Source organism: Fulvivirga aurantia (assembly GCF_009711475.1).
GTDB lineage: Bacteria > Bacteroidota > Bacteroidia > Cytophagales > Cyclobacteriaceae > Fulvivirga > Fulvivirga aurantia.
The window spans coordinates 1-13,481 of the sequence record NZ_SMMD01000882.1 but is presented as its reverse complement, the minus strand read 5'-3'; the positions used below and the strand labels follow the sequence as shown (position 1 = coordinate 13,481).

General features: G+C 39.3%; 8 protein-coding genes. 4 read left to right on the top strand and 4 right to left on the bottom strand.

What is annotated here, in order from left to right; translation table 11 throughout:
• The 4 genes from E1176_RS14640 to E1176_RS14625 all read right to left on the bottom strand — a co-directional run.
• On the bottom strand, nt 1-1,377 hold a 1,377-nt coding region (locus tag E1176_RS14640; RefSeq protein WP_155211381.1), incomplete at its 3' end, for an alpha-amylase family glycosyl hydrolase.
• A gap of 7 nt (nt 1,378-1,384) precedes the next feature.
• A complete protein-coding gene (locus E1176_RS14635) occupies nt 1,385-3,718 on the bottom strand; it encodes an alpha-amylase family glycosyl hydrolase (protein ID WP_155211380.1) in 2,334 nt (777 codons plus the stop codon).
• Complete coding sequence (locus E1176_RS14630; protein ID WP_155211379.1) at nt 3,693-6,116, bottom strand: glycoside hydrolase family 31 protein; 2,424 nt, start codon at nt 6,114-6,116, stop codon at nt 3,693-3,695. Before E1176_RS14630 ends, E1176_RS14635 begins: the two co-directional genes overlap by 26 nt.
• Nucleotides 6,117-6,328: 212 nt before the next feature.
• Nucleotides 6,329-7,360, bottom strand: coding sequence for a LacI family DNA-binding transcriptional regulator (locus E1176_RS14625; RefSeq protein WP_155211378.1), 1,032 nt, complete (start codon nt 7,358-7,360; stop codon nt 6,329-6,331).
• Between the two features lie 427 nt (nt 7,361-7,787).
• Between E1176_RS14625 and E1176_RS14620 the strand changes: the two genes are divergently transcribed.
• The 4 genes from E1176_RS14620 to E1176_RS14605 all read left to right on the top strand — a co-directional run.
• Nucleotides 7,788-10,841: a SusC/RagA family TonB-linked outer membrane protein gene (locus tag E1176_RS14620; protein WP_155211377.1), complete on the top strand. Its 3,054-nt coding sequence runs from the start codon at nt 7,788-7,790 to the stop codon at nt 10,839-10,841.
• A gap of 12 nt (nt 10,842-10,853) precedes the next feature.
• A complete protein-coding gene (locus tag E1176_RS14615; RefSeq protein WP_185152824.1) occupies nt 10,854-12,257 on the top strand; it encodes a RagB/SusD family nutrient uptake outer membrane protein in 1,404 nt (467 codons plus the stop codon).
• An 18-nt stretch (nt 12,258-12,275) separates the two neighbouring features.
• Nucleotides 12,276-12,770 (top strand): DUF5004 domain-containing protein, encoded by a 495-nt coding sequence (locus E1176_RS14610; RefSeq protein WP_155211375.1) that lies wholly within the window; start codon nt 12,276-12,278, stop codon nt 12,768-12,770.
• Nucleotides 12,771-12,774: 4 nt separating this feature from the next.
• Nucleotides 12,775-13,481 (top strand): hypothetical protein (locus E1176_RS14605; protein ID WP_222933156.1); only part of this gene is annotated, 707 nt, incomplete at its 3' end.

The window sequence follows — 13,481 nt, the reverse complement described above, 5'->3', positions numbered from 1 at the left end:
CGCTTCACCAGTATTAATTGCTACTTCTTCGCTAGTAAAGTAATCAGTGTGCGTGCCATTGAGCCTCGCATCACTAAAAGTTACGTTTTGTGACTCTTTAGACATGTTGATAAGCACAATCACTTCATTTCCATCTTTGGCCCTTACAAAAGACAATACGTTTTCATTGTTATCTTCGAGGAACTCAGGCATAGCACCATATTCACCGTTAAATAGTGCCTTATTATCTTTTTTCAATTTTATAAGCTTGGTATAAAATGCTTCATACTTGATGTCTGACCAATCAATTGAGTCTTTGTCAAAGAAAGCCAACCTCTTGTCTAGCCCTGCTTCCTGGCCACCGTAAAGTAATGGCATACCATAAGCTGTAAAACTAAATACAGCAAAAGCTTCTCCACCATCTCCATAGCGCTCATTGATAGTCCCTGCCCATGAATTCTCATCATGATTAGTGATGAAATTCATTCTATAAGCTCTCTGACCATAAAGGGCCAAATCGTTTTTGATGTGCTTCTCAATATGATCAGCAGTTTCTTCACCTTTAGCGATAGCTTCTGTCATGTGCAATAACGTCCAGTCGTAAGTCATGTCAAAGTACAGGTGCATGCGAGGCTCATCCCACTCGGCTAACCAGAATAGGTTTTTGATAGGGTCTAGCTCATTTCTAAGTTCTCCCCAGAAGTAAAGCGGAATTTCATGACCGGCATGGTCAACTCTAAATCCATCAATATCTGCCTCAGTTACCCAAAACTTCATGGCGTCAATCATCGCATCTCTGGTGTCCTTGTTGTATAAGTTAAGAAGGGCTATATCAGACCAGTCAGCCTCATGTACCAGGCCATTCTCACTGTCTTTGTAGTATGAAGTGTCAGTGTCAAGGTATGCGGCCACACGGTTTACCTCTTCTCTGGTCATGTAATACTCCGGGTTGGTCTCAAGCCAGGCGTTATCAAAAGAAGTATGATTTGGTACCCAATCTAAAATTATATACATACCAAGGTCATGCGCCTCTTTTACAAGATTTTTAAAGTCATCGAGTGTGCCAAAATTTGGGTTTACATTTGTATAATCTTTTATAGAATAATAGCTACCTAACGGCCCTTTTCTGTTTTTCTCACCAATAGGCTGAATTGGCATTAGCCATAATATATCGACACCCATTTTTTGCAACCTTGGCAGGTGTTCTGCAAAAGCATTTAGTGTGCCCTCTGGCGTGTGCTGTCTGATATTTACCTCATAAATGTTCATGTCTTTCGCCTTTTCAGGGAAAGTATCAGCAGATGACGTGGCAGTACTATTACTGTCTTGCTGTTTTTCCTTTGGCGCACAAGAGGCTAAACAAAGAATCGATAGAGATATTGCTAGTAATTTTTTCATAAAGTGTTTAATAAGTAATTATTTCAAAGCTGTAGGGAGGAAGTTCGAGTGTGTTTTCACTAACCGAACCTCGGAAATTTGTCTTGTAGTCATTGCCCGAATCAAGACTATAAGTCTTTTTACTGTTTGATTTATTGAATGCAGCGATCACATGATTATCAAAATAATTTCTCTCAATGACAAGAAAATCATCTGACTCCTGAAGGATATTAAGGTCTCCAAAAATAAGGGCAAGGTTATTTTTCCTTAAATGAGTGAGTTTTCTGGCTCTTTCTAGAGTGGCTTGCTCCTGAGTTGTAAGATTTTCAAAACGCATCATCCTTCTATTGTCAGGATCGTTTCCTCCTGGTGAGCCAATTTCGTCACCATAGTAAATCACAGGTATACCTGGTATTGTCATCATAAAGGCTGTAAGTGACGAAAGTTTGTGATAGGCAGTCGTATCCTGCACTTCTATTTCCCTGGTCCAGCCGGCCAATTTCGTGTCTTCTTCAAATTTTAACGAGCCATCGGCATATGAGATAAAGCGAGGCCTGTCTTGATTTCCAGTGATGTAACCCATGAGGTTATGATCACCATAGTAGGAGAGACTTTCCCTTAGTGAATTAGTAAGTCTCTTAAAAGAAACCTCATCTCTGGCGAATGTCGACACAGCATCATCATACAAGTTGAAATCAAACTGAGCATCGAGCATGCCTGTGTTGATATAACTGCTGATAAGCTCACGGCTTCCGTAGGTTTCACCAATTTGGAAAATCATTTTGTCCTCTGGTTTCACCACCTGTTTCTTAACTTTTTCTGTAAGCACCCTCCAGAAAATTAACGGAATGTGTTTGGTAGCATCGTGCCTGAAACCATCTATTTTATACTCTTTCAACCAAAATAAAGCGGAGTCGGTCATGGGATCTACAATTTCCATTCTGGAAAGATCCAGCGTGGGCATAAACGTATCGAACCAGGTCGTGAGTCTATGCTCATCCCATCTTTCGGTATTTAAAGAGCCATCGGGCAGATAAAGATCCGTTGCCCAGTCTTTATTGTTTTGATATACGGGGTGCAGCTCATGAACGTGATTAGCCACATAGTCTAATAAAACATTCATGTCACTACTGTGTGCACTATTCACAAGGCTGTGCATTTCTTCGCTTGTTCCAAATCGATAGTCAACCACCTTCGAGCGGATAGGCCAGTAGCCGTGGTATCCGGAAAACGCAGTTTCAGGGGTAGGGTACTTGCCATAAGCACCTTCAGGGTTTTGGGTGATAGGAGAAAGCCATATGGTGTTTACGCCAAGTGACTTAAAATATCCATCAGCAACTTTTTGCTCTACACCAGCTAAGTCACCACCCTGATAATCAGCTTTTGGGTGTACTTCTGGGATATTTAGCGGTTTATCATTAGAAGTATTGCCATTGTTGAACCTGTCAACCATGAGGAAATACATAATCATGGCTTCCTTGTCCTCTCGGGTAAGCTTTGAAGCATCAGCCAGTACTTTTCCATCTTCCAGCGGAACCAAAACTTCATTTGAAAGGCCTTCGTTATTGTACGCCCAAACTCTTAAGTGACTTCGGCCTGTTTCTTTATCAGACTCAGGTAGGGTAAGAGTTATAGCTTTGCCTTCAATATTTACGGCTTTTGATGGCAACATGTAATTGTTGTAGAAAGCAATGATAGCAGTAGCCGGATTTGAGGCATTAATTATGATTTCATTGGCATTAGTAGAGTTTGTACTTAATAATGGTAGTTTACCTCGATCAGCTCGCGGTATTCTAATAATTGAGTTCCAGCCTCCCATGCCGTTATCCACTGAGTCAGGATTATTAGGATCTCGCACCTCAACACCATCAACTACATATAAATATTGGTATTGCCCCGGATTAAGTGTAACGGTGGCTTTATAACCGCTGCCAGTATCTTCGAGAGTAGTATTGTTTGGGTTCCAGGCGTTGAACTCTCCCTTAATTTTTACATCAGTTGCACTGCCACTGTATGAAAAGATATGTTCTGTTTTATTAGATTTTTTAAGCAGTACTGATTCTGCAATACCACCAGACCAAAAATGTAATAGAGAAGCTGGTTTTTCTAAATCACCGTTTAATAAAAGCGAGTTTTCTTTAGTCTCAAGGCTAAGAGAGCCGTCTACTGTGATAGAGTCGATTCTTTCGGGCTTGAGTACATAATCGGTTAGTGTTATTTCTGTACTCCCATTTTGTAAAGTAATAGGGCTAGCCTTACCAATTATCAGCGGCTCTTCGTGCTGCTCGATTGTCAAATTTTGATTTTGACCACAGCTTAAAAGTAAACTTGCAAAACTACCAGCTAATAATAATCTCTTCATCACTGTTTGCACAGGTTATGGTTTTTATAGAATCAATTTTTAATCTCGGCTCTTCGGCAGCATAAATCGGATCAAAGTTGGAGATTGGCTCTACAAATTGATAAGACTTGTTTACTGCTTCTACTGGTTGATCATTTTGAGAATAGGTAGTATCATCAAAACCGTGAAGACAAACCTTAAGTGTGCTAATTGCCGAATTATACTTGCCGTTTATCTTACTAATCCTGATTACGTTTTCTTCAGGAGCATAATCAATTTTTCGCTCGTAAAAATTATCCTGCTCATAGTCATATGAAGTGCCATCATCTTCATAATAGGTGAAGGTATTGCTCTCTTTACCTTTGTAAATATGTAATTCTAATACATCACCTTTTTCTTGCGTATTATCTCCTGCGTCAGGGTAAAGTGGTAAAATAGCAGAACCTTTTACAAATAACGGCAGCTGTTCGATCGGGCATTCTGCCACTATTTCCTGATCGCCACTATATTGCTTATCGGTAAATAGCTCATACCAATCTCCTTCCGGTAAAAAGACCTTCGTAAGTTCCTTGGTACTTTCTACTGGAGCTACCAAAATAGAATCACCCATGGTGTACTGGTTTTGGTAAGCTTCCTGATAAACCAGTGGAGTATGTGTGTAATCGATGGCTAAACTACGTACGACAGGCATACCGGTATCTGCAGCTTCTTTAAAGAGCCCGTAGATATATGGCATGAGTTTATATCGTAGTTTGATATAATTACGAGATATTTCTTCCACTTCTTCTCCATACGCCCAAGGCTCAGAATCTCTGCTATTGATCATCGAGTGACCTCTAAAGAAAGGTGAGAAGGCGCCTATTTGAATCCATCTGGCAAAAAGGTACTCAGTGGCATTTCCCACAAAACCTCCTACGTCATATCCAGCGAAAGGAACACCGGCCAGACCCATACTATTTACTAACCTAACCCCTAATAACATATGCTCATCAGTGGCTACGTTATCACCCGTCCAGACAGCTGCATAGCGTTGTATACCAGAAAATCCTGCTCTCGTGAGGTTAAAAGGCCTTTTATTCCCCATGAGATTTTTAGTGCCTTCGTAGGTACTTCGTGCCATTTGCATTCCATACACGTTTCGTCCTTTTCTGGCCGTGGCTTTATCTCCATCAAAGTCAAATTCAATCAATTCTGGTAACATCTGACCCCAGGTGGCGATTTCATTCATGTCATTCCAAAAACCATCTATGCCTATATCGGTGTAAACCTTTAGGTTTTCTTCCCACCAGGTTCTGGCCTTAGGGTTTGTGAAATCAGGGAAATGGCACCATCCGGGCCAAACTTCACCACTGTATGGTGTATTGTCAGGGTACTTGACAAAAATATCTTCGTCATTACCTGAGTGGTATGGCCCATAGCCTTCTTCAATTTTTATACCCGGGTCGCACATTACCACAATATGAAAGCCACGCTCCTGCAAGGTTTTAATCATGGTTTGCGGGTCCGGAAAGCGCTCACCGTCCCAGGTGAATATCTTATACTTTTCCATGTAATGGATGTCGAGCACAATCACATCGGCCGGTATGTCTTTATCCCTAAAGGTCTGAGCTAAAGTAGTCACCTCTTTGTCAGGGTAGTAGCTATATCTACATTGCTGATAGCCGATACTCCAAAGAGGGGGTAGGCTCATTTTTCCTGTGAGCACGCTATATGCTTTTATTATTTCGCCTACATTCTCATCATGGATGAAATAATAATTCATATCACCGCTATCGGCAGCGAAACTTGAGAAGCGGTTGTTTGACGCTCCAAAATTGAAATGCGTTTTGTGAGAGTTGTCTAAGAAAATACCATAAGAAAGGCCACTATGCACCCCTATGTAAAAAGGGGTAGAGCAATAAAGAGGATCTCCTTCCTCAGGATAGCCAAAATAATCGGTATTCCAATGCTGGTAACCATGGCCTTTTCTATCCAGGGGGCCTGTTTTTTCTCCCATTCCTATAAAGCGCTCTCCCTCTTGCAGGCTTTTATAAGTGGTTATCTGCTCACCGATGCGTGAGGTACCAAAGCCAGGATCATCCTGGTTGATCACCTTGCCTGTTTTGTCTAAGAAAGTAAAACGAGTATTCTCTTTGGTGATTTGTAAATCGAATTTGGGTAAAGAAATAATAACTGCATTGTCATTATCATCTATGGTAAAGCTCGTTTTCTCAGGTTTGGTAATTACTGAATAAGGATTTTCATCGTAAGTATCAGTAAAAGTAATGTGTATGCGTACGGTGTTATCAGTGTAGATCAACACCTTAAAATTTGCCTGCTCTGTCTTGCCAATAATGCCATTTTCGGTATTCTCAAATGAAGTAAGATTGCCGAGGGAATGGCTAAGATTTTTATGTGTAGAAACTGAAGGTTCTAGCATCTATTTTTGGAATTTCTAGTCTGTAAAATGTGCACTTTTTACCAGCGCTTATTGATCAAATTAATGATATAATCGCTTAAAAATCCCATGATCGACCTAAAAAAAAACCGCAAACGATTGCGTTTACGATTGAAATTTGGTAGTGAATTTTGACCAACTTTTAGAAAGTCCCAAAATCACGTAAATGACAAAACCAGAATTGAGATTAAAATTTAACTTCTCACTGAGGAAGCACGGACAATAATATTTGTCTTTAGTGTGATAGTTTCCGGCTCGATTACCTCGTCTTCTTTTGCCTCAATTTCTTTGATGAGTAATCGTGCAGCTTCCTGCCCCATGGCAAACCCTGGTTGATCGATGGTGGTCATGGCAGGATCTGTCATTGAAGTGAAACGCCAGTTGCTAAAACCTACAAGTCCGAAGTCTTTGGGTATTTTAAGGCCTTTTTCTTTTACAGCCATCATTGCACCCAATGCCGCGATGTCATTTATGGCAAACAAAGCATCAGGTGGATTAGGCGAATCTAATAGCATTGAGGTGATTTCCTTGGCATTGTCTTCATCATCAGAGGAGTGGTCGCTAAGGATGAGACTTTCATCGAGAGGCACATTATAGGCCTTAAGCGCTGCTTTGTAACCCTCTAGCCTTTTTCTGCTGATCAGAAGACTTACAGGCCCGCCTAAGTGCGCAATGCGTTGGTAACCTTGTTTAATGAGGTGTTCTGTAGCCTGATAAGCGCCATCAAAGTCGTCTACCAATACCTGACTTGTTTTTAAGGCATCGCAGGCCCTGTCAAAAAACACCATCGGCATACCTTTTTTATAGATAGAGAGAAAATGATCGTAGTTAGTCGTTTCTCTAGACATAGATATAAGCATGCCATCTACCCGATTGTTAAACAACGCCTGTGTGTCCATTACCTCACGGTCGTAAGACTCGTTGGATTGCGACACGATTACACTGTAGCCAGCGTCATAAGCCACGTCTTCAATACCGCTTATAACAGTAGAAAAGAAAAAGTGAACAATCTCTGGAATAATTACCCCTATGGTATTGCTCTTACGCTGCCTTAGGCTTAATGCTATAGAGTTGGGTTGATAGTTAAGCTCTTCTGCAAGCTCCTTAACGGCTTTTTTTGTAGCCGGACTGATGTCCGGATGATCTTTAAGCGCACGTGATACAGTAGATGGTGATATATCTAATGCTTTAGCTATGTCTTTTATGGTTACCTGGCTGCCTTTCATGTTCTTAAAAATACTTTATAAAGTGCCAATATAACAAAAGGCTCACTTTTTTTCATTTTCTGAACGAAGATAATATTATTAAAGCTAAAGTTGAATTATTGGAAAAATGCAATAGATGATTTTGGAGGCATAATATAGTACTAAAACGAGGGGTGGTATAAAAGTTTGTTTAAATACTGATTTTATGCAATCGTTTGCGAAGACGATTTCAATAATTAAGATTGAAAAAACAGCCCCTAAATGTTGCTAGAATCGATATTTATTTTAAATTTAATTATATGAAAGTTACGATTGCGTTACCTGAATGTTGATTTTTTGTTGCTAAAACCAAAGCGCAAACGTTTGTTATGAAGTTGCAAAAGGGTATCAGTAAAGAGTAAGGAAAAAACTATTAATCTTTAAATAATCATATAATTAACCTAAGCTTATGAAACAAAAATTTTTACTTTCATTTTTATTTCTACTACTGCTGTATTCCGCTCATGGGCAGAGTAAGATATCAGGTGTCGTCACCGATGCCGAAAATGGTGAAGGGCTCCCTGGGGTAAGTATAAGCATTAAGGGCTCTACAATTGGTACAGTTACTGATTTTGATGGTAACTATTCATTAAATGTGAGTTCGGGTGATATTTTGACCTTTTCATTTATTGGGTATAAGACTCAGGAAGTTGCAATTCAAAACCAGTCTCAGCTAAACATTCAACTTAACCCAGATGTAACTCAATTGAGTGAGGTTGTAGTTGTTGGTTATGGTGTGCAAACTAAAAGAGAGGTTACTGGATCGATCGCAAGTGTAAACAGCCAGGAACTTACTGAAATTCCTGTGCCGAGTTTTGAGGCAGGATTACAGGGGCGAGCTGCTGGTGTACAAGTTGTACAAGGAAGTGGAATGTCTGGATCTGGTTCGATTGTTCGAATTAGAGGTATAAGCTCTATTAGTGCTGCAGGTGATCCGTTATATGTTATTGATGGAATTCCAGTAACTCAAGATCAGTTTATTTTAGGGAATGGTGGTTCTGGAGCGATGAATTACAATCCATTAGCGACACTCAACCCTAATGACATTGAATCAATAGACATACTAAAGGATGCAGCAGCCGCTGGTATCTACGGTTCAAGAGGAGCGAATGGTGTAGTTTTAATTACGACAAAGAAAGGGAAAAGAGGTAAACCTAAATTTAACTTCAACTCTACTTTGGGTATTTCTGAAATGGCGTTTGAGCCAGATATGCTTTCAGCTGCAGAATACATTCAATTAAGACAAGAAGCATGGGAAAATGATGGAAATACTGGTAGAGTGCCTTTACCCGATGGCTTTTCTTGGGAAGAAGCACTAGCCAATGATACAGATTGGATTGATGAAACTACTCAGAGGGGATTTAACCAATCTTACAATCTTTCAGGAACATATGGAACAGAAAAGTTCAATACTTACGTAGGTCTTTCATATTCAGATAATGAAAGTTTTCTAAAGGGAAACAGCTTTGAAAGAATGAGTGCCAGAGTGAATTTAGAATATAAGCCTTTAGACAATTTATCTGTTGCACTTTCTCAAAACCTTTCAAGAGGCCTTAATGATCGTGTTGATTTATTTGAAGGTAGCTTAGGTGCTGCAATGTCTTCAGCTAACCCTATATTCCCAATTTTTGATAATGATAATCCTGATAGAACCTATTATCTACCAACTAGTGCAGATCCAGGTGGATGGGGTAATCCTGTAAGGGTGAGAGAGTTGTTAGATTGGCAGACAAGAGAATATAGAAGTGTATCGAATCTAAATTTGGTATACAACCCAATAGAAAAACTAACAATTACCGCTACAGGTGGACTGGACTATCTTGATTTGCAAGATGATCAATATAGACCTGCAGAACTTATTAATAGTACCACATCATTAGGAAACGCTAATCAAGAAAATATCTATATTACAAATTTCAACTACAGCTTAACCGCTGCTTACGATTTTGCACTTCCCAACGATGATAAGTTGAAAGTTTTGATTGGTCAGGAGTTTCAAAGATCAACAACAGATAGAAGTTTATTTAATTGGACTGATGTAAGCGGACCAGTTAATGAAGATTTTGCGAAGGGTAATGAGACTACACTTAATGAAACTATTGAGAACGTAGGGAAGTGGTCATTCCTGAGCTATTTTGGTAGATTAAATTATAGTTTACTTGATAAGTATTTTTTCCAAGGTACTGCAAGAGTCGATGGTTCTTCAAGGTTTGGAAAAAATAACAGGTATGGATTCTTTCCTTCAGCCTCTATTGCTTGGATGATGTCAGAAGAAGACTTTTTCGGTAACGGAGGGTTCGTTTCATTTCTTAAGTTGAAAGCCAGCTGGGGTTTAACAGGTAACGCTAATATGCCAGATTTTCAAAGATTTGGAAACTTTGGAGTTGGCCAAGGAAGTCTGGTATACAATGGTGAACCCACCATTTTTCCAGAAAGGTTGAATAATCCAGACCTTCAATGGGAACGCACCAGAACGATAGATTTTGGTATTGAAGCAGGATTCTTAGAAGACAGAATAACCACAGAGTTAGCTTATTATCACAAAAATACTACTGATGTACTTATCAATATAGGTACACAGCCGAGCACAGGGTTTACTAATTTCTGGGACAATTTTGGAGAAATAGAAAATCAAGGTGTTGAGTTATCATTAAATAGTAGAAACCTAGTGGGTGATTTCAAATGGACAACCACTATTAATCTAGCTCATAATACTAACGAAGTAATTGATATCGGAGGTTACTCTTCAGATGCTATTGGGGGTGGATTCAATGATACGAGAGTAGTAGAAGGTGAGCCAGTAGGTGCGAATTTCTTAGTTAGATTTTCAAGGGTTGATCCTGAGTCTGGCCGACCAATTTGGTTAGATAAAGACGGAAATGAAACTTTTGATTTTGATTTAGAGAATAGAGTAGTTGTAGGATCGGTGATTCCTGATCTGACAGGTGGAATTGGTAATAAGTTTGAGTATAGAAACTTCGATTTAAATGTTTTCTTCACGTTCACTGTTGGAGGTAATATCTATGATGGTTCGGCTAAAAGACAGTTGCCAAGTCAGGTGACAGTATGGAATTTCAGAGGTGACATAGCTGATCGTTGGAGACAACCAGGAGACATTGCAGAACTACCAAAGCTAACTCTTGAGCCTATTCAAGGGCCTGATGGAGGAAGCGTATGGCAGTATAATTCAACATTGTTCTTATATGATGCGAGCTATCTTCGACTAAGAAGTCTGAGCTTGGGTTACAATTTACCTTCATCAATTAGCAGTAAACTTAATCTCCAAAATGTGCGATTGTCTTTAACTGGTAGCAATCTTTTAACATTTACCAAATATCCAGGTGATCCAGAAATAGCAAGAGATTTCCAAAATGCTCAAGATAGAAACCTGAGTCCTAATGTGTCTTTCCTGACACCTCCTCAGCAAAGGTCTTTCACTTTTGGTCTTAATGTTCAGTTTTAATCGATGACTAATATGAAAAAATCATTTATATATATATTATCAGCCGCTTTGATTTTCACAGCTTTTAGCTGTGACGAACAGCTGGAATTAGAAGAAGAAAATGTGCTTCTCCCAGAAGAGGCACTTGTAGATGCAGAAGACTATGAGCAATTACTCAATTCTGCCTATGATGTTTTAAGAGGTAGTAATGGGAGATTTCTTGGAGGTCAGTCTCAAATATTTTCTGACTTATTGGCAAGAGAAATTGATGAAGCTGGTTTAACAGGTGATTACGAGGAGATTTATCGTAGAAATACTGGCTTTTTCAATGGTTCTGTATCAGGTTATTACCAAGAGCCTTACATTACTACATTCAGAGCGAATGTATTATTAGAGGAAATAGAAGGGGTATCAGGCGTTACACAGTCTGATATCGACCGGATAAAGGGTGAAGCCTTCTTTTTAAGGGGTATCTCACATATGGATGTTCTTTTGAAATTTGCACAGCCATACGGATTTACATCTGACAACTCTCACCCTGGTATAAGTATTAAGACCGAAGCTTCTCAAGAGGTTGTACTAAGGTCTACATTTCAGGAATCATACGACCAGGTCGAGTCAGATTTATTACAAGCCGCAACGTTATTAGCGAATGGTAATGATAGAGGATTCGGGTTTGCCGATGAGTACGCAGCAAAAGCTTACTTAGCAAGATTGTATTTTTACAGTAACCTATATGATCAGGCCTATGAGATGGCTAATGATGTTATAGAAAATGGAGACGCATCATTAGATTCAGATTTAATGGTGAGATTTTCACAAGGTCAATCTGATGAAGGTGTCTTTGTAATGCCAAGTTTGAATAATCAAGATCATAGAGGAGTAGGTTTTACAAATAACTATCGATCTGATGTAAATGATCCAAATCTTAAAATTGACTCAGATGTTTATGAGCTAGTTGCTTCAAATAGCGATGATTTAAGATATGCATGGTTTATAGTAGAAGAGGAAGATACTGCCGATGAAGAGATATTCATCACCAAGTATAATGGCTTAGATTACTTTGATATGCCTTTGATACACATCACTGAACTCAAATTGATAAGAGCAGAATCAGCAGCCATCCTTAATGAGAATCTTAACGTGGCGATTCAAGATATCAATGATATAAGAGAAAGAGCTTATGGTAGCGCAGATGAGAACTTAGAGGCTACAGCTTCTTCCAATTCTATAATAGAAGCCGCTCGTTTAGAGAGGAGAATAGAAATGGTCACAGAAGGTGCATATCTACATGATGTGAAGAGAATAGGTGTTCTGGAGCAGAGCCAGAGTGTAACAGTAGGAGGAGCAACATGGGACTGTAATGGTTTATTGCTAGAATTTCCTGCTCTAGAAACTGTAGAAGGTTATGAAGGTAACGAACCTAATGGCTGCTAAACTTAAAGAATTAAAGAAATGAAGAAAATATCAATACTAATATTAATGTTAACAGCCTTTATGGGTTGTCGAGAAGAATTTGATGATATCGGTGAGCCTTTTGATAGAGCATCGGGTATATCCGGAACCTGGACTTTAAGTTCAGTTATTCAAAATGATGAAGGAGCTATAAGCAAGGGGTTCCCACTATTTGTTCAGTCCTTAGATATTACTAACAGAGCTGGATTTTCAGATTACACTTTAGTGCTTAATCAAAATGAGGATGGAAGCCCTACAACTTTCGAAGAACAAAACACAAATGCACCCAGTATTATTGGAATTTCTTCAGGTAGCTGGAAACTAGATGATCCGGAAGTTCCTGAAACAATAACTTTTTCTGGTGATAGTGGAGAAGAATTTAAACTAACAATTCGCAGCTATATAGGTCTGAACGAAGGTCAGCTTTCTTTAAAGTTGACAAGGTTTTCTAATGGTAAGCCGGTGCTTTCATACGTTTATAATTTTGAGAAATAACATTATGAAAAAATATATAATACTAATAGTTTTTATGATAGGAAGTGTCGGTCTACGAGCTCAAAGTTGTGATCAGGCCACATTTTCAACTGAACCTGCTGCTTTTACAGCAGAAGATGAAGTCAAACTGTCGGTGGATCTATCAGGGTGCACTTATTTATCAGGACTTGATGAAGTTTACATCTGGATATTTGTTCCGGGCGGCCCTGGGCCGGATGGCGTTGGAGGAAATGGTGATTTTTGTAACGGGTCTAATTCAGAACTGCTAATGAATAATGAAGGAGAGGGGGTTTGGAGTTTTACATTTACCCCAACAGATTTATTTGATGCTACGCCAGCCGAGATCGGTGGTCAAATTGGTTTTATACCTAAAGAGTTTGCGGCATGTAAAGGTAATGGTGATCAAACAGTAGATTTGTTCCTTACAGTAGACCCATCTGAATTTATTCCGACAGAATCCAGAACGTTCCCTGCAAAATTTGGTCAACACGATTTTGTGACACTATACTTTGATCAAAATCTAGCGCAAAATGAAGCCATGGCGACCTTAGATGAAGTTTACGTTTACACGTGGGCCAATGGTGTTGATTCTACTGGGATGAGCATTGGAGATGTTGCAAAGGCAGAATGGACAGAAGTAGGTAATACAGAGGAATTGAAAATGTCAGACGAAGGAGAAGGTATCTTTTCACTGACTTTTGATTTGAATAC